Here is a 20475-nt window from a genome sequence, read left to right on the forward strand (position 1 = left end):
TCAATATTTCGGCGGCATCTATCTCTGCATGGCAAAGCTTCTGATCGTCGAGGACGATGAGTCCGTCCGCACCCTCGCTGCCCGCGCGCTCGAGCGCGATGGCCACAATGTCACCATCGCCACCGACGGCGCGCAGGGGTTGGACATGATCCGGCAGGCGCGTGGCGGTTTCGATCTGGTGGTGTCCGACATCCGCATGCCGGAAATGGACGGCATCGAAATGGCGACAGCCGCCGGGAGAGAGTTTCCGGCGATGCGGATCATGCTGATGACCGGTTATGCCGATCAGCGCGAGCGCGCCGAGGAACTCAACGGCATCATCCTCGATGTCGTGCAGAAGCCGTTCACGCTTGCCGAGATCCGCGGTCGCGTCGGCAAGGCTTTAAGTTGCTTCGCTTGAGACCGCATCGGTCGTAACAGGGGCGGCCGGCGCGGCACTTCGCCGACGCCCGCCGCTGAGTGCCAGCAGGCCGGCGCCGATGATCAGTGCGGCGCCCAGCACGGTGGTTTCTCGCGGCACTTCGGCGAAGAACAGGAACCCCCAGAGCGGCGACCACAGGATGCCTGTGTATTCGAAGGTGGCGACGCGGTTGGCGGGCGCCAACCGGTAGGCCTGCGACAACAGGATCATGCCGGCCGAAGCGACGAGGCCACAGGCGGCCATCTTCAGGAAATCCGGCATTGTCGGCCACACCCATGGCCGCACCAGGAATTCGACGCTCGGATGCGCCGCGTGGGTGATGCCGGCAAGGTGGAAGACGGCCGCGACGGCAATGGCGCCGCTGAGATAGGCGCCGTTCTGGTAGAAGGCCATCACGGTCGACGATTCGGTGTCGCCGATGCGGCGCGCCATCAACTGCGAAAAGCCGTAGAGGAAGGCCGAGCCCAGCGACAGCAGCGCCGCCCAGTCGAACACGCCGGCGCCGGGACGCACCATCACAAGCACGCCGACCAGGCCGATCAGCACCGTCGCCAGTGTTTTCCAGGAGACGCGCTCGCCGAGATAGGGACCGGCCATCGCCATGATGAACAGCGGCGCCATGAAATAGAGCGCCACGGCATCGGCCAGCGGCAAGGCGGCGATCGCCAGATAATAGACCGTATAGGACGAGAACTGGATGAAGGCGCGCAGCGTCAGCATGCCGAAGCGCTTCGACAGCACCGCCTTCAGGCCGACATCGGCCTGGACGAGCACGATCAGGATCGGCAGCGCAACGATGGCGCGGATCGCCATCACCTCGGTCACCGGATAGCCGCCCGAGACCGCCTTCACCAGCGGATCCTGCAGCGAAAAGACCAGCACGCCGAGGCAGAGGCTCAAAATGCCAAGCACCGTCCGGTTCTGCATGATCGATCCAGCGAAAAAGAACCCGCTACCGTTTTCAGGCAGCGGGCACGAGTGAGGACTCTTCGATTGGTCCGCGACCGATTTCACGGTCGCATATCCAATGGGTGTGGTGACTATCCTGCGGCGTTTGACATCTGGCAAACGAATTGGAATGATGCCAGCAATCAACTTTTCTTATGGCGACTTCGATGCGACCAGTGCTCGACAGCGACCTCCTGCGCACCTTCGTGGCGGTGGCCGAAACCGGCAATTTCACACGTGCGGCGGAGAAAGCCGGGCGCACGCAATCGGCCGTGTCCATGCAGATGAAGAAGCTGGAGGACATGGTCGGCGACAATCTGTTCGAGCGCGGCTCGCGCGGCGTGGCACTGACGCGCCGCGGCGGCGAATTGATCGCCAATGCGCGCCGGATCGTCTCGCTGCTCGACGAGACGGCGGCCTCGCTGGTCGCGCCGCCGCTCGGCGGGCTGGTGCGCATCGGCATCCCGGCCGAATATGGACGTTCGATCCTGTCGCGGGCGCTGGGCGAATTCGCCAAGCGGCATCCGCGCGTCGAGGTCACGGTGCGCTACGCACATTCGGATTCGCAGGTGCGGGCACTCGCGGCCGGCGAGCTCGACCTCGCGGTGGTGTTCGAATGGGAGGGCTCTTCCGGCGGCGAGGTGCTGATGCACGACCCGACGGTCTGGGTGACATCGACGCTGCATCATATGCATGAGGAACGGCCGGTGCCGATCGCGCTCTACAGCCGCAACGGCTGGTGCCGCGACTTCGCCATCAAGTCGCTGCAGCAGCGCGGCCTCGACTACCGCGTCGCCTACACCAGCGACACCAATGGCGGCCTGACGCTCGCCGTCACTTCCGGCCTGGCGATCGCGCCGATCTCGCGCAGCAACATCCCGGAAGATTGCCGCGAACTGACGGCTGCCGACGGCTTCGGCGACATCGATTCCTCGAACGTCGTCCTGCACCGCAATCCGCTGGCGACCGGCGAAGCGATCGACGGCATGGAGAACGCGATCCGCGAGGCCTTCATGCTGACCCGGCAGACGGGCGCGGCGGCCGGGCTTTAGTCCGGCGGGCCACTTTCAATCTGCCTGAGCCAGCGCATGGCATCATCCAGGCGATCGTCGCCCCAGAACAGCTCGCCGTCGACGAGGAAACTCGGCGAGCCGAAAATGCCGAGCGCCTTGGCTTGCTCGGTCGCGGCGGCGAGCTCAGCCTTGGCGGCGTCGCTGTCGGCCTCCCGCAGGATCGGTTCCGGTTCCTGCCCCGCTTTGTTGATGCTTGCCGAGATGTTCGGCTCGCTGCCGGCCGGTTCACCCATCTCGAACCAGCGTCGGTAGCTCTCCCTGGCATAGGCCTCGCACCAGCCCTCCCGCGCGGCAATGACGGCGACGCGATTGGCGCGCTCAAGTTCGGCAAGCGGGTAGGGCGCGGGCAGCTTAGGCACCATCCTGTACATCGCCGCGCGACGCTCTATGTCGCGCCACATATAGGCGGCCTTCACCGGCTTCTTGGCGAAGGGGATATTGTCCATCTCGATCATGATCGAGCGCACGTTGAATGGCCGCCAGCGGAACTCGATGCCGGTCTCAGCCTGGATCTTCGCCAGTCGCATCACCGAAAGGTAGGTGTAGGTGCTGCCGATGGAAAACCAGAAATCGATCATCGCCCTGTGCCCTCGGCCGTGACGCTACCGGTTCTGAATATGCAGGGCAATCTCGCAACGCCGATGACGGACTATTTCAGTTCCAGCAGCCGTTCGAGATAGCTGCGCTCGATATCGGGGCTGAGCGCGTTGCCGAGCCGCTTGCGAATCGCGTCGAGGATCTGGCGGGCGCGCTGAACGTCGATCTCGTCGGGAACCTTGACCGAGGTGCCGTCGTCGGGGCCGTTGGTGGCGCGCGGCCGCCCCAGCGGATCGCGATCGGCGTCCTGCTGGCGGCCGCCTTGCTCGCTGCCACCCTGGTCGCTCTGCATGGCCTGCATCTGCTTCATCATTTCCTTGGCGCCGCGGCGCAGCGCCTCCAGCGCGCGGCCCTGGTGGCCGACGGCCTGGTCGCCATCGCCCTGGCCAAGCGATTGTTCGGCATTGCCCATCGACTTGCCGGCCTCGCCGAAGCCCTCATTGGGCTCCATGCCCATGCCTTCGAGGCCTTTCTTCAACTGGTCGAGCTCGCTCTGCAACTGGCCCTGGCCTTCCTGCAGCTGCTTCAGCGCATCGGCCAAATCCTTCGGCGACATTTTCGGCCGTCCCAGCGGATCGCGGTCCTGACCGGGCCCCGGCCGCTGCTGGTCACTGGGCTGGCCCTGTTCGCCATCCTCGCCAAGCTGCTGCTGCTCGCCGCCCTCGCCCCGCTGTCCGCGCTGCATCTGGTCCAGCCGGAAGGTGTCGTTCATCATCTCCTGCTGTCGGCGCATGATATCGCCGAGCTTGTCCATCTGCTGGCGCATCTCGCTGTCCTGCTCGCCACCCGGCTGCTGGCGGCCGGCCTGCAGGTTGTTCATCATGTCCTGCAGCTCGGAGAGAAGCTGCTGCGCCTTGTCGCGATCGCCCGATTTGGCCAGATTCTCGATCTGGTCCATCATGCGGTTGATATCGCTCTGGCGCAGCTCGCGGCCGTTCTGCTGCATCTGCGGCGCGTTCGGATTCTGTTGCGCGCGCTGGGCGAATTCCTGCAGGAACTGGTTCATCGCCTCGCGCAGTTCCTTCATCGCCTTTTCGATCTCCTGATCGCTGGCGCCGTTCTTGATGGCGTCCTGCAACGCCTGCTGCGCCTGACGCAGCCGGCGCTCGGCGGCAGACAGATTGCCTTCCTCGATGCCGAGCGCGATTTCCCAGAGATAGGAGACGACGTTGCGCAGCTGGTCGTCGCTCCCGGAGAGCTTCAGCCGGCTCCTCGCGCTCATGATGGCAAGATAGTTGGACATGTTGTCGAACGTGTCCTCGGGCCGCAGCGTGATCGCGTCCATCAGGTCGAGAACGCGCGGCTTGGTATTGGTGTCAAGCGCCAGCAGCCGGCGCTGTTCGATCACCGCCCGGGCCAGCGGATTGGCGAAGGGCCGCTCGGGCATGACCATTGTCTTGGTCTCGCTGGTCGCGGTGTGGCCGGCATCGTCGGTGACGCTCAGCGTCAGCTTGATGTTGCTGCCGGCCCAGGCATGTTCGGTCAGGTCCTTGGTCGTCTTGGCCGCGCTCGCCTTGCCGCCGCGGCGCGGCAGGGTCAACGGCATGTCGGGCGGGCCGTAGAGCGGATGCGCGTTGGTGGCCGGCGGATCCAACAGCTTGAAAACGGCCTTGGCGGAGGCTGCCCCATAGTCGTCGGCGATCTCGTAGTTGAGCTCGATGGCGCCGTTGACGGCGCGCTTCGGTTCGCCGACGAAACGGATCGTCGGCGGCTTGTCTGGAATGACGGCAAAGGCCCAGTGGCCGAGATCGCTATCGCCGGATTTCAGTGTCAGCCTGCCGTTGGTGTTCAGCTTGCCGGAGAACTGGCGCACTTTTGGTGCCGTCTGGCTGGTGGCGGCGGGCGCGGTTCCCTTGGGTGCTATGGGGGACGACGCGGGCTCGATGGCGCGATCATTGCCGTCTTGATCGGCATAGCTCAGCGTTTCCTCGCCCGAGCCGCCGGTGACGCGCAGCGAAACGTCGCTGCCTTGCGGCACGGAAAAGGTCTGGACGGCCTGGTTGGCGTCGGCGGTCAGGAACAGCGGCGCCTTGCCGGTATAGGCGGGCGGCGTGACCCAGGCGTCGATGCGCGGCGGCACCGCATCGTGCGCGGCGCGGGCGACAAAAGCGTCGCTGGCCCTGCCGCCAAAGGGTCCGAAGGAGAAGGCCAAAGCGGTGACGAACAGCAGCCCCGCCACGGCGCGCAAGCCCCAGCGGTCATAGTCCGGCACCCCGGTGCGCGGCCGGTCGGCGCCGAGGCTCGAAAGCCGCTCGGCCATGCGCTTCTGGTGCTCGCGCCACAGCGCCTGCGAGAAGATGCTCTCGGCCCCGCTCGGCCGGTCGGTCTGCACCTGCACCGGGCTGTGCAGCAATTCGTTCGCCGCCTCGATGCGTCGGTCGATCTCGGCTGCCGAGGGCATGCGGAAAAAGCGAAGCGGATAGAGCGCCGCGACCGCGGCCAGCGCGAACAGGATCAGAAGGCCGATGCGGACCGTGTCCGGCAGACGCGGGAACAGACCGAACCATGACAAGCTGAGGAACAGGCTGGCAACGACCAGCAATGGCAGCACGAGCGGCCAGGTGCGCTCGAAGAGTATCGAGGCCCGCGTCGCCAACCGGCTGAGCGCCAGCCGCCCGGCCAGGCCGCGTCCACCGCTGGCCAGGCCGCGTTCGCCGCTGGAAATGGGACGTTCGGTCATCGGCCCTTCCTGCCCGGGCACGATAGCCCAGACGTCATCAGCAGAAGGATACCAACAAACACGGCAAAGGCGAGGCGAGTTCCAAAAAACGTGAAGCGGTCTGGCCGGGTTATGATCAGAAACTGGCGGGATTCGTGTTCGAACCGCAGACGAGGACCGCCACGCGCTCGCCTTCCGCCGGCACATAGCGTCCGGAAAGCATGGCGGCGAAGGCCGCGGCGCCGCCCGGCTCGGCGATGATTCGCACACGGTCCCACAGCGCCTTCTGCGCCGCGACGATGTCGTCGTCGCTCACCAGGATCGATCGCTCGACGAAGGCTTCGGCGATCGGGAACATCATCTCGCCGACGCGCTTCGGCGCCAGCGAATCGGCTGCAATGCCCTCGGCGGGCGCATCGACCGGCTCTCCGGCCTCCAGGGCACGGTAAAGCGTCGGCGCTCCCTCGGGCTCGATGGCGACGATGCGGATGCGGCCAGCGAACCAGGCGGCGATGCCGCCGATTAGGCCACCGCCGCCGACGGCGACCAGAAGCGTGTCGATCTCGGGCAGGTCGGCTTCGATCTCCAGGCCGAGCGTGCCTTGGCCGAGCAGCGTTTCTTCCTGGTTGAAGGCGTGCACCTGCAAAGCGCCGGTCCTGGCGGCGTAGTCTTCGCTGGCGGCCAGCGCTTCGGCATAGCGGGCGCCGCCGACCACCAGCTCGGCGCCATAGGCGCGAATGCGCGCGAGCTTCGCCGGCGGGCTGACTTCGGGCACGAAGATGGTCGCCTTGTGCCCGAGCTTCATGGCGGCGTAAGCGACGGCCGCGCCATGATTGCCGCCGGACGCGGCGACCACGCCGGCTTCGGGCACCTGGCGTTCGAGCAGGTTGGTGAAGGCGCCGCGCGCCTTGAACGAGCCGGAATGCTGCAGGCATTCGAGCTTCAGGTCGACTGGGAAGGCGGGCCGGCCGAAATCCGCCATGTCGACGCGCATGACCGGCGTGTGGCGGACATAGGGGCGGATGCGCGGCTCGACGGCGGCGATGCGTTCGCGCGTGATCGTCCCTTTGTCCGACGTGCTTGTGTTCAACATGGCCTGCTCCTCGGGATTGACTTCAATTAGTAACTTAGCAAAATGGCTAAATGCAAGAGGTCGACATCTTCAAGGCGTTTGCCAATGAGCGCAGGCTGCAGATCCTCGAATGGCTCAAGGACCCGCGCGCGCATTTTCCGCGCCAGGCCGATGGCGATCTGGTGGAGGACGGCGTCTGCGCGCTGCAGATCGCCGAAAAGCTCGGCATCAGCCAGGCGACGCTCAGCGAGCATATGCGCGTGCTGACCCAGGCCGGCCTGCTCAGCACCAAGCGCACCAAGCAATGGATTTTCTATCGCCGCGACGAGGGGCGGATCGCCGAAGCCAAGGCGCTGATCCAAGAGAAGATCTAGCGTCAGGCGAGAGGACTATTTCAGCCAGTCGGGGACCGAATCCAATCCAATCAGGTCCTCATAGGTCTGGCGCGGCCGCACGACATGGAAGCGGTCGCCGTCGACCAGCACCTCCGGAACCAGAAGCCTGGTGTTGTAGGTGCCGGCCTGTACCGCGCCATAGGCGCCGGCTGTCGAAACGGCGATCAGGTCGCCCGCCTTCAGCTTTGGTAGGTCGCGGTCGAGACCGATGAAGTCGCCGGTCTCGCAGACCGGGCCGACGACGTCGACCTTCATGCGCGGCGTGGACGCGGGCGGCTGCACCACCGGCCTGATGTCGTGGAAGGCGTCATAGAGCGTCGGCCGGATCAGGTCGTTCATGGCGGCGTCAACGACGAGGAAGTTCTTGGCGTCGCCTTCCTTCACGTAGATGACCTCAGACACGAGGATGCCGGCATTGCCGACGATCAGGCGGCCGGGCTCGAACATCACCCTCAGGCCGAGCTTGGTGACGTGCTTCCTGACGATTTCGGCGTAAGCGTCGGGCAAAGGGGGCGGGCTGTTGTCGACGCGGTAAGGAATGCCGAGGCCGCCGCCGAGATCGACATGCTCGATCGCATGCCCGTCGGCGCGCAGCGCTCCGACCAGTTCGACCAGCAATGCGAAGGCATCGTCGAAAGGCTGCAATTCGGTGATCTGGCTGCCGATATGGGTGTCGATGCCGGTCACCTTGATGCCCGGCAGTTGCGCGGCGCGGGCATAGACCTGCCGCGCGCGCTGCCACGGGATGCCGAACTTGTTCTCGGCCTTGCCGGTCGAGATCTTCTTGTGAGTCCTGGCATCGACATCCGGATTGATGCGCAGCGAGACCGGCGCCACCTTGCCGAGCGCGGTCGCTCGCGCCGACAAAAGCTCCAGCTCAGGCTCGGATTCGACGTTGAAGCAGAGAATGCCGGCCGAAAGCGCAAAGTCCATCTCGCGCGCCGTCTTGCCAACGCCGGAAAACAGGATCTTGCCGGCCGGGATGCCGGCGGCCAAAGCGCGGCGCAATTCGCCTTCGGAGACCACGTCGGCGCCGGCGCCCTGCCTAGCCAGCGTCCTCAGCACGGCCTGGTTGGAATTCGCCTTCATGGCGTAGCAGACCAGCGCGTCGAGGCCGGAAAAAGCCTCCTTGAAGACGCGGAAATGCCGGGTCAGCGTCGCGGTCGAATAGCAATAGAAGGGCGTGCCGACCTCGGCTGCGATGTCGGGAATGGCGACGTCCTCGGCATGAAGCACGCCGTCGCGGTAATCGAAGTGGTTCACGGTGTTGGTTCCGGAAAGTTGAAGCTCGATTAGACCGGGTCGATCTCACCGGCTCTACAGCAGGGGATCGAGGATGAACTTCCTGTCCTTGACCGGTTTTTCCGGCTCGGGCGGCACCGGCTGCTTGGCGCGTTCGGCATCCTTGCGCGCCTGCTCCGCCGCCTCATAAGGCGTGTCGAGGCCGGTCTTCCTGCCGCAGGCCGTGACGGTGACTACCGCAGCCAGCAGCGCCAGCGTCACCAAAATCCTGCTACGGGTCATCGATCCATCCGTTCGAAACTGATTGCGTGCTGCGCTTTTAGCCGAGTTTTCAGCGCTTTGCATCCCGGCAATTTAAAGCGCGGCGCGCTTTAAATCTTTGTTTTGATGCATGTCGTTCTCCCAGAACGGCTGCACACTTCTGGGCGACATGCATTAAGCCTTGGCGAGCCGCTTTTTCCAGTAGCGGATCTGCTTTCGCACTTCCGACGGCGCGGTGCCGCCGAAGCTTGTGCGGCTCTTCACCGAATTCTGAACGGCAAGCACCGAGAAGATGTCGTCGGTGATGCCCGAATGGATCGAGCGCAGGTCGTCCAGCGAGAGCTTTTCCAGCCCAAGCTTCTTCTCCTCGGCCAGCGCCACGGCGCGGCCGGTGACATGGTGGGCTTCGCGGAAGGGGAGGCCCAGATTGCGCACCAGCCAGTCGGCAAGATCGGTCGCGGTGGCGTGACCGGCGCCTGCGGCCTTCTTCATGGCGGCGGCGTTGACGGTCATGTCGCGCACCATGCCGGCGGTCGCCGCCAGCATCAGGTCGAGTGTCTCGGCGGCGTCGAAGACCGCTTCCTTGTCCTCCTGCATGTCCTTGCCGTAGGTCAGCGGCATGCCTTTCATCACGGTCAGCAGGCCGACGAGATGGCCGTTGACGCGGCCGGTCTTGCCGCGCACCAGCTCGGCGGCATCCGGGTTCTTCTTCTGCGGCATGATCGAGGAGCCGGTGGAGAAAGAATCCGACAGGCGGATGAAGCCGAATTGCGGCGTCGACCAGATGATGATCTCCTCGGCGAGCCTGGAGAGATGCGTCGCGCAGATCGCGGCAAGGCTCAGGAACTCGAGCGCGAAATCGCGGTCCGAAACGCTGTCGAGGGAATTGCGCGTCGGCTCGCGGAAACCCAGCGCCTTCGCCGTCATGTGGCGGTCGATGCCGAAGCTCGTGCCGGCAAGGGCCGCCGCGCCTAGCGGGCTTTCATCCATGCGCTCGATGGCGTCGTGGACGCGCGAGAGGTCGCGGCCGAACATCTCGACATAGGCCATCAAGTGGTGGCCGAGGGTCACCGGCTGCGCCGCCTGCATATGGGTGAAGCCGGGCATGACGGTCGCCGCATGCTCCTCGGCGCGTTCCAGGAACGCGGCGATCAGCTCCTTCAGCGCCCGGGCGACGCGCTGGCACTCCTGCTTGACCCAGAGCCGGAGATCGACCGCCACCTGATCGTTGCGCGAGCGGGCGGTGTGCAGGCGTCCCGCCGCCGGGCCGATCAGGTCGGCAAGGCGGGCCTCGACATTCATGTGGATGTCTTCGAGCTTGGTCGAGAATTCGAACGTGCCGGCCTCGATCTCTTTCAAGATCGTGTTCAGCCCGTGAGCGATTTTTTCTTGATCGGCGGCCGAAATAATGCCCGTTTGAGCCAACATCTCGCTATGGGCGATCGATCCGCTTATGTCCTGCGCATAGAGCTTGCGGTCGAAGCCGATCGACGCATTGATCGCTTCCATGATCGCGGCCGGACCCGAGGCAAAACGTCCGCCCCACATCTGGTTGCTGGCCTTCTTGTCGCTCATCGCTATAACCCGTGCTCCGGAGCAGTTTTGAAAATGGCAGACGGCAAGAGATTGTTTTTTCCGACTACGCGCCTCATCCTCGCCGCTTTGGTGGCGGGCGTGCTGGCCGGCGCGGTCGCGGTATATGTCAGCGAGAGCGGTTCTGGCAACAACGCTCCCGAGAAGGCCGTCGCGGTCGCCGGCAAGGACGATGCCGCCTGCGCGCCAAAGGCCGCCCGCGCCAAGCAGGTCGCCGCCAAGGCCGTCGGCCAGGTCGCGGCGCTGCAGCCGGCCGATCCGCCGCAATCGCTGAAGAGCTTGGCCTTCAACGGCCCCGACGGCAAGCCAATGACAATTGCCGACTATGCCAGCAAGACCGTGCTGCTCAATCTGTGGGCGACATGGTGCGCGCCGTGCCGCGCCGAGATGCCGGCGCTCGACGCGCTGCAGAAGGAGAAGGGCGGCAAGGACTTCGAGGTGATCGCGGTCAATGTCGACACCGGCGACGATACGAAGCCGAAGAAGTTCCTCAAGGAAATCGGCGTCGAGACGCTCGGCTTCTACCGGGACCCGACGATCGCCCTGTTCAATGAGGCGAAGACGCGCGGGCTGGCGCTCGGGCTTCCCGTGACCATGCTGATCGATGGCGAAGGCTGCCTGATCGCGCATATGAACGGCCCGGCCGAATGGTCGAGCCCCGACGCCAAGCGGCTGGTGGAAGCGGCGCTCGAGCCCTGATCGTGGCCGCTATCTTACCCGCGCCGTAACCACCAGCGCCTCGTGGTCGGCGCTCGGACTGCCGTCCGGCAACACCGCCGGCAGTGTCTCCGGTGCGCTTGCCGCAAGGCCGCGGGTGAAGAACCAGTCGATATGGCCGGTGGGCGTTCTGTCGCCCGCCGGGCGCCGCTGCGTCGGCCTGTCGAACGCATTGGCGTCGCGCCAATCGTAGCCACGCCCGGCCATGACGGCGAAGAGGGGCTCGTGGCGGTCGGGGCACATCAGCCGGTCCGGTTCGGCGTCGATGCGCGCCTGCCATGCGGCCGGATCGGCGTGACGCTCTTCATAGGTTGCGGTCAGCGTGTTGAAGTCGCCGCCGATCAGGACCGGCGCTTCCGCGTCATACCTGTCGATGGCGTCGAGGAGGTGGCGCGTCTGGTCGGCACGGCCGGCAGGCGTCGTACGGTTCTCGAGATGCACCGAGACGACGGTGACTCGGCGCTCGCCCACCATCACCTGGCCGCCAAGCGCCATGCGGCCGCCGATGCGCGGCTGGCCGTGCTCCGGCAGGAACCAGGCGCCGGCCGCATCCAGCCGAACGAGGAAAGGCCGCAGCAGCGGGACGGCGCTGGTTATGGCGTTGCCATGGAAGCCCTCAACGTTCTCGGCGCCGCCATTTGCCGCTTGCTCCGCCTCATTGCCGGTGCCGAGTTCGAGGAACTCGACGCCATAGGCATAGGAATGGCCTAGACGATCGGCAAGCTGGCGCAAAAGATGACCGTTGCCGGAGCGCGCCATGCCCTTGTCGACTTCGGACAGCAGCACGACGTGCGGCGCCCGGCCGGCGATCGTAGCAGCGATGGCATCGACATGACGCAGCCGCTCGACGTTCCACGCCATGACGGTCAGGCTTTCGCCGGCGCTCTCGCGCGATGCCTTGCCGCCGATCTCGATCTCGCCGAGGGCGGGAACGGCGGCCGCGTGGCGCAGATGGGTGGCGCTGTCGCGCGGTCCGTCGCGCATGGCGTTGCGGACGGCGACAGGCACGTGCGTGAGCTGCGGGACCAGCATGTCTCTTCTCATCCAGTTAGCCGGTTAATCACGGAGGCCTTTTCGACGCTTCGCAGCGCCCTAGCTTCCTAGAGCGCCGATGTGACGTTTTCATGCCGGCGCGACCGCTGCCAGGGGAGGAGAGACTGGCTGTCCATAGGGCCTCAGGGCCACAACAGAACTGTCACATACCTTCTCTATGAGAGCGGGCAAGGACTTGCGCAAAACCTTGTCACACTGCCACTCAAGAGGGAAAAACCATGACGATCATCAAGCGGGGCTTTGCCGCCCTTGCCGCCGGCGCGCTCAGCACCGCGCTTGCGATTCCTGCATTTGCGGAGCCGGTCAAATTCGACTTCTGGTTCGGTCTTTCGGGCGATCTCGCCCGCGTCGTCGATACGCTGTGCAAGAACTTTAACGATTCCCAGAAGGACTATCAGGTCGTCTGCACCAGCCAGGGCAATTACGACGCCACCCTGCAGAACACGATCGCCGCCTTCCGCGCCGGCAAGCAGCCCACCGTCGTCCAGGTCTATGACGTCGGCACCGCCACCATGATGCTGTCGGGCGCCTACAAGCCCGCCGACAAGCTGATGGAGGAGAACGGCTACAAGATCGACTATAGCGACTATTTCCCAGGCATCGCCCGCTACTACGCGACGTCGAAGGGCGAGATGCTGTCCTTCCCGTTCAACTCGTCGACGCCGCTGATGTACTGGAACAAGGACGCCTTCGCCAAGATCGGCAAGACCGAGGCGCCGAAGACATGGGAAGACGTCGCCGCCGACCTCAAGGCGCTGAAGGACGCCGGCTATGATTGCCCGATGGCGATCAACATCTCGGCCAATGAAAGCTGGCAATTGATGGAGCAGTTCTCGGCACTGCACAACCAGCCGATCGCCACCAAGAACAATGGCTATGACGGTCTCGACGCGCGTCTGGAAGTCAACAAGACCAAGTTCGTCCAGTACGTCACCGATCTCAAGAAGTGGTATGATTCCAGTCTGGTCAAGATCAAGTCCAAGGACCTCGGCCAGGACATGGTTCAGGCCTTCGCCACCGGCACCTGCCAGCTCATCCTGACCTCGGTCGGCGATCATGGCACGGTAGGCCGCACTCAGAAGGAAGGCATGAAATGGGACGTGGCCGAGCTCCCGGTCTATGCCGGCACCGAGCGCAAGAACTCGCTGGTCGGCGGCGCTTCGCTGTGGGTGCTGTCGGGCAAGTCGGACGCCGAATACAAGGGCGCGGCAGCGTTCCTCAACTTCATCCACGACCCCAAGACCGCTTTGTTCTGGTCGACCAACACCGGCTACATCCCGGTGACGAAGTCGGGCTTCGATTTCATGAAGTCCAACGGCTTCTACGACAAGGCGCCCTATAAGGGCCGCGAAGTGGCGATCGCCAGCCTGACCGCGTCGGAGCCGACCGAGATCACCCGCGGCATCCGCCTCGGCAACTTCACCCAGATCCGCGCCGAGTTCGGCACGCAGATGCAGGCGATCTTCGCCAACAAGGTCAGCGTGCAGGAAGGCCTCGATGCGCTGGTCAAGAATGGCGACGCGATCCTCGAGCGCTTCCAGCAGACCTATCCGGGTAAGACCCTGCCCTGATCCCGGATACTGGAACGGCCGCCCGCCGAGCATCGACGGGCGGCCATTTCATATGGATTTTGATTTGGGCATGTCTTTGTCTCCCGAAACCGGTTCCCACTTTCGGGAGACATACCTTAGTCTTGTGCCGCGCGAGCGGGTTGGCGGTTCAACGACATCGGCGGATCGATGGAAAAACGCGTCACTTTCAGCAAATGGACGATCGGCATCCTGTTCGCGGTGCCGCAGCTAATTCTGATCTTCACCTTCTTCTACTGGCCGGCCGGGCAGGCCGTGTACTGGTCGCTGACGCTGCAGCAGCCCTGGGGCGGCGGCAATATCTGGGTCGGGCTCGACAATTTCCGCTCGATCCTGTCCAACGCCAGCTACTGGGACTCGATCACCGCCAGCATGATCTTCGCCGGGATCAGCACGGGACTTGCGATGACAATCGCGCTGGTGCTCGCCGCCTTGACCGACCGCCAGCTTGCCGGCTCATGGCTTTACCGCGTGGTGCTGATCTGGCCCTACGGCATCGCCGCACCGGCGCTGGCGCTGGCGTTTCGCTTCATCCTGGCACCGGAAGCCGGCTTCATGGCCGTGGTCAACCAGGTCTGGCCCGGCTTCTGGGACCCTGGACTTGACGGCGCCGACGCCATGGCCTCGATCATCATCGCCTTCTCGTGGAAATATGTCGGCTATAATTTCATCTTCTTCCTCGCCGCCTTCCAGGCGATTCCGCGCTCGCTGATCGAGGCGGCGGCGATGGACGGCTCCGGCGTCATCCGGCGCTTCTGGGATATCCAGTTTCCGCTGATCACGCCGACCATCTTCTTCCTGCTGGTCATCAACATCACCGAGAGCTTCCAGGATTCCTTCGGCATCGTCGACATCATGACCGCAGGCGGACCGGCCAACGCCACCAATCTGATGGTCTACAAGATCTATTCCGACGGCTTCAAAGGCCTCGATTATTCGGGCGCCGCCGCGCAGAGCATCATCTTGATGATGCTCATCATCGCGCTCACCATCGTCCAGTTCCGCTTCATCGAGCGGCGCGTGCATTATCGTTGAGGCGGGCCATGGTCGAGCGCACCCCGATCCTCAATTTCTTCACGCATCTGATCCTGTTCGTCGGCTTCGTATTCTGCGTGGCGCCGTTCGTCATCGTAGCGATCGCCGCCTCGCATAATCTAAAGGACGTCAACGACGTGCCGATGTCGCTGCTGCCGGGTAGCGATTTCTGGGTCAACATCAGGACGGCCTGGACGACCGCCGACCTCGGTCCGAAGCTTCTCAACTCCTTCATCATGGCGTTTGGCGTGGCCGCCGGGAAAGTCATCATCTCGGCGCTGACCGCCTTCTCGATCGTCTATTTCCGTTATCCCGGCCGCATGCTGATGTTCTGGCTGATCTTCATCACGCTGATGCTGCCGCTCGAGGTGCGCATCGTGCCGACCTACGCGGTGGTCGCCAACGTGCTCGAGCCCTATCAGGCGATCATGGACCTGACCGGCCTCTCCTGGCTGATCGAAAAGGTCTCGGGCGTGCAGGTTTCGCTCAGCCTGGGACTGCTCAATTCCTATAGCGGCCTGATCCTGCCGCTGGTCGCCACCGCCACCGGCACCTTCCTCTACCGCCAGTTCTTCCTGACCGTGCCGGATGAGTTGACCGAGGCGGCGCGCATGGACGGCGCCGGTGCGCTGCGCTTCTTCGTCGATATCCTGCTGCCGCTATCGCGCAACAACATGGCGGCGCTCGGCACCATCATGTTCCTGTGGGCCTGGAACCAGTATCTGTGGCCGTTGCTTATCACCACCGACCAGTCGCATGCGATGGCGGTGACAGAGCTGAAGCAGCTCATCCCCAATGTCGGCGGCGCGCCCGAATGGCATATCGCCATGGCCGGCACGCTGATCGTCATGCTGCCGCCGCTGATCGTCGTGGTGCTGATGCAGCGCTGGTTCGTGCGCGGCCTGATCGCCACCGAAAAATAGGGAGACGGAAAATGGCCTCCATCGCCATTCGCGGCGTCAAGAAGAACTACGCCAAGACGCAGGTCGTGCATGGCGTCGACCTCGACTTCGCTTCGGGCGAATTCGTCGTCATCCTCGGGCCGTCCGGTTGCGGCAAGTCCACGCTGCTCAGAATGATCGCCGGGCTGGAAGAGATTTCCGACGGCACGATCGCGATCGACGGCACGGTGGTCAACAAGCTCGAGCCGCGCGAGCGCGGCTGCGCCATGGTGTTCCAGAACTACGCGCTCTACCCGCATATGAGCGTGGCGCAGAACATCGGCTATTCGCTGAAGGTGGCCGGCGTTCCGTCGGCCGAACGCGCCCAGCGCGTCCAGGCGGTGGCGCGCGTCCTGGAACTGGAGCACCTGCTCGACCGCAAGCCGATGGCGCTGTCCGGCGGCCAGCGCCAGCGCGTCGCCATGGGCCGCGCCATGATCCGCGAGCCGAAGGTGTTCCTCTTCGACGAGCCGCTCTCAAACCTCGATGCCAAGCTGCGCGTGCAGATGCGCTCCGAGATCCGCAAGCTGCACCGGCGCCTCAGCGCCACCTCCGTCTTCGTCACGCACGACCAGGTCGAGGCGATGACGTTGGCCGACCGGCTGGTGGTGATGAATGGCGGCCGTGTCGAGCAGGTCGGCACACCGGCGGAAGTCTATAGCCGGCCGGCCAGCCGCTTCGTCGCCACCTTCGTCGGTGCGCCGGCGATGAACATGCTCGAAGGCACCGTCACGCTCGACGGGCTGTCATTGCTCGGCGGCAGCCGCAAGCTCAACGTGTCGCGCACGGGCGTTCCCGTGGGCGCGAAAGTCGCGGTCGGTATCCGGCCGGAGGCGGTGCGCATGGTGGCGCCGGGCACGCCGGGAGCGCTCGCGGCGACCGTCGACCTCATCGAGGAATTGGGCGCCGGCCGCGTCGTCTATGTCGATCTCGACGGCGCGCCGTTCTCTGTCGTGACGTCGGAGACCGTTCACTCCGAACCGGGCAGCACGATCGGCCTGCAGTTCGCCGAAGCGGACCTGCACTTCTTCTCCTCGGAGACGGGCGGCAGGCTGGACGTGTTCAAGGCCTCGGTGCCGGAACCGGTGCTGTAAGGCGGGCCTTGCAAGGCTGACTTTGCAAATTATCTGAGGGTTCACGGAATGAAGATCATCCAGGTCACCGACGTCCATCTCGATCGTCGGCGCCAGATACGCTATGGCGCGGATCTGAACGAGCGGCTCGATCGCTGCATAGACCATATCAATGCTCGGCATGGAGATGCGGCGCTCTGCATCTTCACCGGCGATCTGGCCGACGACGGCGAAGCCGAGAGCTATGCCGATTTGAAATCGGCGCTGAGCCGGCTCACTGTGCCTTACCAGCTGCTGCCTGGAAACCATGACCGGCGTGCCAATCTGATCGCCGCCTTTCCGGATAACGGGACGGACGGCAACGGCTTCGTGCAGTCGGTGCTCGACACGCCGGAAGGGCGACTCGTTTTTCTCGACAGCATGGCGGAGGGTCGCGTCACCGGCGAGTTGTGCGACAACCGGCTTGCATGGCTCGACGCACGGCTTGGCGAGGCGGCAGGCAAGGCGGCTTATATTTTCCTGCATCATCCACCCGTCGAGCTTGGCCTCACTCTGCTCGACCCGCTCGGCCTCGAACAGCCGAAGCGGCTCATCGACGTGCTGACCCGCCACGGCAATGTCCGCTACATCTTCTTCGGCCATGTCCATCGCGACATCGCCGGCACCGTCGCCGGCATTCCGTTCTCGGTGCAGCGCGGCCTGCATGCCCGGTTCATGCTTGACCTGGTCGGCGACGAAGTGGTCGAGCAGGCGCCGCCCGCCTATTCGATTATCCTGATCGATGGGCAGCGCGTGGTCATCCACAGCGTTGATTTCCTGGAGCAATGGCCGTTGTGGTCGCCTGCAACTGGGCAGCGCGTGCGCTGAGGCATGCCGATATCAGGTGACGCCGGCCTGCAAACGGCGGTTTCCTGCGCTTCCGGTGCTCACGTACTTCAAGTACGCTCCGCTCCGGTTCTCGAAACCCGCCGTTTTCGGCTCGGCCTGACCTGAATATCGACACGCCTCAACCCCGACCTAAGCAAAGACATGCGCCTTGCCGGTGACGGTCAAGCGCACGATCTCGCCGATCTCCGGCGCGTCCATGCCTGTCCTGCGCAGGATCAGCGGCGTGTTGCCGATGGCGGCCGCATCGGGCGGGTCCGGGCTGTTGAGCAGCCGCACCGCGACGGTGCAGACCGAACCAGCGAACTCGCAGTCCGTCACTTCGCCGAACAGCATGTCGGGTGTGCCCGACATGCCTTCGCGCGAGGTCCGTTTGAGTAGGATCTGCTCGGGCCGCAGCATGATGCGGGCGACATCGCGCCGTCCCTTCGTGTCGACGGCAATGCGGCCGAGCCGCGATACGGCGAAGCCGTCCGCGATCCTGGCCGGCACGATGATGGCGTCGCCGAGGAACTCGGCGACCATCCTGTCCCTGGGTCGGAAATAGAGCTCTCGCGGCGTGCCGACCTGCGAGAACAGCCCTTCGCGCATCACCGCCACCTGGCTGGCGAAGGACAGCGCCTCGGCCTGATCGTGCGTGACCAGGATGGTGGTGATGCCCGCCTCCTCCAGAAGCTCGGCCACCGCCTTGCGCATCGAAGCGCGAAGCCCGGTGTCGAGCGCCGAGAACGGTTCGTCAAGCAGCATCAGCCGGGGCTTCATCGCCATGGCGCGGGCAAGCGCCACGCGCTGCTGCTGGCCGCCGGAAAGCTCGTGCGGCCGGCGCTTCAGGATCGCCTTGTCCAGCCCGACGATGTAGGCGAGCTCGACGATATGCTCGGCTCGCTTGTCGGCATTCCGCGGGATGCCGAAGCCGATATTGTCGGCGATGGTGAGATGCGGGAACAGGGCGCCGTCCTGGGCCACCACGCCGATGCCGCGGCGATGCGCGGGCACGGCCGCGCCGCCGTTGGCGAGCACCTTGCCGTCGAGTGCGATGCGGCCGCGGTCCGGCGCCTCGAAACCGGCGATCAGCCTGAGTAAGGTGGTCTTGCCGCAGCCGGAAGGCCCGACGATCGCGGTGCGGCTGCCGCTTTCCACCGCAAGGTCGACGCCGGCGAGCGCCGTCACCGGGCCGTAGCTTTTCGCGACGCCGCTGAGTTCGAGAAAGCTCATCGTCCGGCCATCCGCTTCGACTGGATGTAGAGCCACCAGGTCATCGGCAATGACATCGCCACCATGATCAGCGCGTAGGGGGCGGCGGAGGCGTAGTCGATCTCGCCGCTATAGGACCAGAAGGCCATCGCCAGCGTGCGGGTGCCGTTGGGCGCCAGCATCTGGGTGGCGGTGAGCTCGTTGGTGATGCCGAGCGCCACCATCGCCATGCCGGCCGCGGCGCCCGGCGCCGAAAGGCGGATGGTCGTCGACCACAGCGCCTTGACCGGCGGACGGCCAAGGCTGGAGGCGGCGCGCTCCAGCTCCACCGGCGCCTGCGCGATCGAGGCGCGCAGGCTTATCAGCGCGCGCGGCAGGAACATCAGCGCGTAACCGAACAGGATGGTGAACAGCGTCTGGTAGAGCGGCAGCGCGACGCGCACGGTGATGGTCACCAGCGCCAGCGCGATGACCACGCCCGGCAACGCGCCGACGATGTAGTTGCAGCTCTCAAGCAAACGCTGCAGCGGCCCCGGCGCGCGGATCGAAATCCAGGCCATGGGCATGGCGGCAACCGTTGCAAGCACCGCGCCGGCGATGGCGAGGAACAGCGTCTGGCCGAGCGCCAGGCCGATCTCGTCCCAGCGCCAGACTTCCGTGCCCCCGGCGATCAGCCAGCGGCTGACCGTGACGAAGGGCACGCCGAGCGACAGCAGCGCGACGCCGGCCGGCAAAAGCAGGCATGGCAGGGTGGCGCGGCCGAGGCGAGCGCGCTGCTGCTTGCGCGCGGCGCCGGAACCGACGCGGGCATAGCGCTCCTCGCCGCGTATCATCACCTCGAGGGCGAGCAGGAAGAGGCAGCAGACCACCAGAACGGCGGCCAGCATGTTGGCCGCCGGACCGTTGAAGGTCGACTGGAACTGGTCGACGATCGCGGTGGTGAAGGTGTCGAAACGGATGAAGACATAGAGGCCGTATTCGGCCAAGAGATGCAGGCCGACCAGCAGCGAGCCGCCGCAGATGGCGAGCCTGAGCTGCGGCAGCACGACGCGCGCGAAGACCCGCCACGGGTCAAGACCGAGCGCCGCGGCCGCATCCTCCAGCGCCGGATCGAGGCGGCGCAGCGCGGCGGCGATCGGCAGGTAAAGGAATGGGAAATAGGCGATTACGGAGACCAGCACGCCGGCCCACAGCCCATGCAGGCCCGGAACGAAGCTGATCCAGGCATAGGAGTGCACGAAAGCGGGGATAGCGAGCGGCGCGACCGAAAGCCACGACCACCAGCGATTGCCGGGCAGGTCGCTGCGCTCTGTAAGCCAGGCCAGCGCCACCGACAGCACGATGGCGATCGGCACCGTGACGACCACCAGGAGCACGGTGTTGACCAGCAATTCGCCGACGCGCGGGCGGAAGATCAGCGCCACCACGGTGTCCCAGCCGGTCTGGATCGCGACCCAGACGATGAAGGCGAGCGGCAGCAGCGCGATGAGCGAGATAAGAGCCGCGGCGAGCGTGATCCATGATGTGGGCCGGCGCTCCTTCATCCGGGCCGCAGCCAGTCTTGCCGGCGTCATGTCGATCGCCGATTGCATCAGGCAGGCCGCTGGGTCGCCTCCGCCTGCCGGCGGAAGCGGTCCGATGTGCCACTCAGGCGGGTCGAAGCGCAGTCGACTGTCATCGACGAAGCGATCTCCAAACAAAAACGCTCCCGCGGAAGGCAAATTCCC

General features: G+C 65.0%; 19 protein-coding genes. 9 read left to right on the plus strand and 10 right to left on the minus strand.

Annotated elements, in window-relative coordinates:
* The first annotated feature begins 28 nt into the window (after positions 1 to 28).
* A complete protein-coding gene (locus FJ423_RS26310; protein ID WP_140845891.1) occupies positions 29 to 400 on the plus strand; it encodes a response regulator in 372 nt (123 codons plus the stop codon).
* On the opposite strand, the gene FJ423_RS26315 is transcribed toward FJ423_RS26310, so the two are convergent.
* Positions 383 to 1348: a DMT family transporter gene (locus tag FJ423_RS26315; RefSeq protein ID WP_140845892.1), complete on the minus strand. Its 966-nt coding sequence runs from the start codon at positions 1346 to 1348 to the stop codon at positions 383 to 385. The genes FJ423_RS26310 and FJ423_RS26315 overlap by 18 nt on opposite strands.
* Positions 1349 to 1536: 188 nt before the next feature.
* Between FJ423_RS26315 and FJ423_RS26320 the strand changes: the two genes are divergently transcribed.
* Positions 1537 to 2421: a LysR substrate-binding domain-containing protein gene (locus tag FJ423_RS26320; protein ID WP_140845893.1), complete on the plus strand. Its 885-nt coding sequence runs from the start codon at positions 1537 to 1539 to the stop codon at positions 2419 to 2421.
* Here FJ423_RS26320 and FJ423_RS26325 read toward each other — a convergent pair.
* The 3 genes from FJ423_RS26325 to FJ423_RS26335 form a co-directional block, all read right to left on the minus strand.
* Complete coding sequence (locus FJ423_RS26325; protein ID WP_140845894.1) at positions 2418 to 3020, minus strand: DsbA family protein; 603 nt, start codon at positions 3018 to 3020, stop codon at positions 2418 to 2420. The genes FJ423_RS26320 and FJ423_RS26325 overlap by 4 nt on opposite strands.
* 71 nt (positions 3021 to 3091) lie before the next feature.
* A complete protein-coding gene (locus FJ423_RS26330) occupies positions 3092 to 5719 on the minus strand; it encodes a TIGR02302 family protein (RefSeq protein WP_140845895.1) in 2628 nt (875 codons plus the stop codon).
* Between the two features lie 115 nt (positions 5720 to 5834).
* Positions 5835 to 6791, minus strand: a complete 957-nt coding sequence (locus FJ423_RS26335; protein ID WP_140845896.1) for a threonine/serine dehydratase — start codon at positions 6789 to 6791, stop codon at positions 5835 to 5837.
* Between the two features lie 50 nt (positions 6792 to 6841).
* Here FJ423_RS26335 and FJ423_RS26340 point away from each other — a divergent pair, with 50 nt between their 5' ends.
* Positions 6842 to 7144: a metalloregulator ArsR/SmtB family transcription factor gene (locus FJ423_RS26340; protein WP_140845897.1), complete on the plus strand. Its 303-nt coding sequence runs from the start codon at positions 6842 to 6844 to the stop codon at positions 7142 to 7144.
* 15 nt (positions 7145 to 7159) lie between these two features.
* Here FJ423_RS26340 and lysA read toward each other — a convergent pair whose 3' ends face one another.
* From lysA to argH, 3 genes are all read right to left on the minus strand, one after another.
* Positions 7160 to 8428, minus strand: coding sequence for a diaminopimelate decarboxylase (gene lysA, locus FJ423_RS26345; protein ID WP_140845898.1), 1269 nt, complete (start codon positions 8426 to 8428; stop codon positions 7160 to 7162).
* A gap of 54 nt (positions 8429 to 8482) precedes the next feature.
* On the minus strand, positions 8483 to 8689 hold the full coding sequence (locus FJ423_RS26350) for a lipoprotein (RefSeq protein ID WP_095767477.1): 207 nt from the start codon (positions 8687 to 8689) through the stop codon (positions 8483 to 8485).
* A gap of 153 nt (positions 8690 to 8842) precedes the next feature.
* Positions 8843 to 10243, minus strand: coding sequence for an argininosuccinate lyase (argH, locus tag FJ423_RS26355; protein ID WP_140845899.1), 1401 nt, complete (start codon positions 10241 to 10243; stop codon positions 8843 to 8845).
* A 33-nt stretch (positions 10244 to 10276) separates the two neighbouring features.
* Here argH and FJ423_RS26360 point away from each other — a divergent pair, with 33 nt between their 5' ends.
* Positions 10277 to 10960, plus strand: a complete 684-nt coding sequence (locus FJ423_RS26360) for a TlpA disulfide reductase family protein (protein WP_140845900.1) — start codon at positions 10277 to 10279, stop codon at positions 10958 to 10960.
* A gap of 9 nt (positions 10961 to 10969) precedes the next feature.
* On the opposite strand, the gene FJ423_RS26365 is transcribed toward FJ423_RS26360, so the two are convergent.
* Positions 10970 to 12010 (minus strand): endonuclease/exonuclease/phosphatase family protein, encoded by a 1041-nt coding sequence (locus FJ423_RS26365; RefSeq protein ID WP_140845901.1) that lies wholly within the window; start codon positions 12008 to 12010, stop codon positions 10970 to 10972.
* Positions 12011 to 12249: 239 nt separating this feature from the next.
* On the opposite strand from FJ423_RS26365, the gene FJ423_RS26370 reads away from it, so the two are divergent.
* The 5 genes from FJ423_RS26370 (at position 12250) to FJ423_RS26390 (ending at position 17536) form a co-directional block, all read left to right on the plus strand.
* Positions 12250 to 13602, plus strand: a complete 1353-nt coding sequence (locus tag FJ423_RS26370; protein WP_140845902.1) for an extracellular solute-binding protein — start codon at positions 12250 to 12252, stop codon at positions 13600 to 13602.
* 168 nt (positions 13603 to 13770) lie between these two features.
* Positions 13771 to 14655 (plus strand): ABC transporter permease subunit, encoded by an 885-nt coding sequence (locus FJ423_RS26375; protein ID WP_140845903.1) that lies wholly within the window; start codon positions 13771 to 13773, stop codon positions 14653 to 14655.
* A gap of 8 nt (positions 14656 to 14663) precedes the next feature.
* Positions 14664 to 15578, plus strand: coding sequence for an ABC transporter permease subunit (locus FJ423_RS26380; RefSeq protein WP_095767483.1), 915 nt, complete (start codon positions 14664 to 14666; stop codon positions 15576 to 15578).
* An 11-nt stretch (positions 15579 to 15589) separates the two neighbouring features.
* On the plus strand, positions 15590 to 16690 hold the full coding sequence (ugpC, locus tag FJ423_RS26385) for a sn-glycerol-3-phosphate ABC transporter ATP-binding protein UgpC (protein ID WP_140845904.1): 1101 nt from the start codon (positions 15590 to 15592) through the stop codon (positions 16688 to 16690).
* Between the two features lie 48 nt (positions 16691 to 16738).
* The gene (locus FJ423_RS26390) at positions 16739 to 17536 is read left to right on the plus strand and encodes a phosphodiesterase (protein ID WP_140845905.1); all 798 of its coding nucleotides are present in this window, start codon (positions 16739 to 16741) and stop codon (positions 17534 to 17536) included.
* Between the two features lie 150 nt (positions 17537 to 17686).
* Here the strand turns inward: FJ423_RS26390 and FJ423_RS26395 are convergent, their stop codons facing one another.
* Together FJ423_RS26395 and FJ423_RS26400 are read right to left on the minus strand one after the other, a co-directional pair.
* Positions 17687 to 18769 (minus strand): ABC transporter ATP-binding protein, encoded by a 1083-nt coding sequence (locus FJ423_RS26395; protein ID WP_140845906.1) that lies wholly within the window; start codon positions 18767 to 18769, stop codon positions 17687 to 17689.
* A complete protein-coding gene (locus tag FJ423_RS26400; protein WP_140845907.1) occupies positions 18766 to 20340 on the minus strand; it encodes an iron ABC transporter permease in 1575 nt (524 codons plus the stop codon). Before FJ423_RS26400 ends, FJ423_RS26395 begins: the two co-directional genes overlap by 4 nt.
* Between the last annotated feature and the right edge of the window lie 135 nt (positions 20341 to 20475).

Source organism: Mesorhizobium sp. B2-8-9 (assembly GCF_006439475.1).
Classification (GTDB): Bacteria; Pseudomonadota; Alphaproteobacteria; order Rhizobiales; family Rhizobiaceae; genus Mesorhizobium.

Bases quoted from the DNA above. Each gene is read 5' to 3' on its own strand.
- FJ423_RS26350 (WP_095767477.1), bottom strand. From the start codon at position 8,689: ATGACCCGTAGCAGGATTTTGGTGACGCTGGCGCTGCTGGCTGCGGTA.
- FJ423_RS26395 (WP_140845906.1), bottom strand. From the start codon at position 18,769: ATGAGCTTTCTCGAACTCAGCGGCGTCGCGAAAAGCTACGGCCCGGTG.
- FJ423_RS26340 (WP_140845897.1), top strand. From the start codon at position 6,842: ATGCAAGAGGTCGACATCTTCAAGGCGTTTGCCAATGAGCGCAGGCTG.
- ugpC (WP_140845904.1), top strand. From the start codon at position 15,590: ATGGCCTCCATCGCCATTCGCGGCGTCAAGAAGAACTACGCCAAGACG.
- FJ423_RS26335 (WP_140845896.1), bottom strand. From the start codon at position 6,791: ATGTTGAACACAAGCACGTCGGACAAAGGGACGATCACGCGCGAACGC.
- FJ423_RS26325 (WP_140845894.1), bottom strand. From the start codon at position 3,020: ATGATCGATTTCTGGTTTTCCATCGGCAGCACCTACACCTACCTTTCG.
- FJ423_RS26315 (WP_140845892.1), bottom strand. From the start codon at position 1,348: ATGCAGAACCGGACGGTGCTTGGCATTTTGAGCCTCTGCCTCGGCGTG.
- FJ423_RS26310 (WP_140845891.1), top strand. From the start codon at position 29: ATGGCAAAGCTTCTGATCGTCGAGGACGATGAGTCCGTCCGCACCCTC.
- FJ423_RS26320 (WP_140845893.1), top strand. From the start codon at position 1,537: ATGCGACCAGTGCTCGACAGCGACCTCCTGCGCACCTTCGTGGCGGTG.
- FJ423_RS26400 (WP_140845907.1), bottom strand. From the start codon at position 20,340: ATGCAATCGGCGATCGACATGACGCCGGCAAGACTGGCTGCGGCCCGG.
- FJ423_RS26390 (WP_140845905.1), top strand. From the start codon at position 16,739: ATGAAGATCATCCAGGTCACCGACGTCCATCTCGATCGTCGGCGCCAG.
- argH (WP_140845899.1), bottom strand. From the start codon at position 10,243: ATGAGCGACAAGAAGGCCAGCAACCAGATGTGGGGCGGACGTTTTGCC.
- FJ423_RS26370 (WP_140845902.1), top strand. From the start codon at position 12,250: ATGACGATCATCAAGCGGGGCTTTGCCGCCCTTGCCGCCGGCGCGCTC.
- FJ423_RS26360 (WP_140845900.1), top strand. From the start codon at position 10,277: ATGGCAGACGGCAAGAGATTGTTTTTTCCGACTACGCGCCTCATCCTC.
- FJ423_RS26380 (WP_095767483.1), top strand. From the start codon at position 14,664: ATGGTCGAGCGCACCCCGATCCTCAATTTCTTCACGCATCTGATCCTG.
- FJ423_RS26330 (WP_140845895.1), bottom strand. From the start codon at position 5,719: ATGACCGAACGTCCCATTTCCAGCGGCGAACGCGGCCTGGCCAGCGGT.
- FJ423_RS26375 (WP_140845903.1), top strand. From the start codon at position 13,771: ATGGAAAAACGCGTCACTTTCAGCAAATGGACGATCGGCATCCTGTTC.
- FJ423_RS26365 (WP_140845901.1), bottom strand. From the start codon at position 12,010: ATGCTGGTCCCGCAGCTCACGCACGTGCCTGTCGCCGTCCGCAACGCC.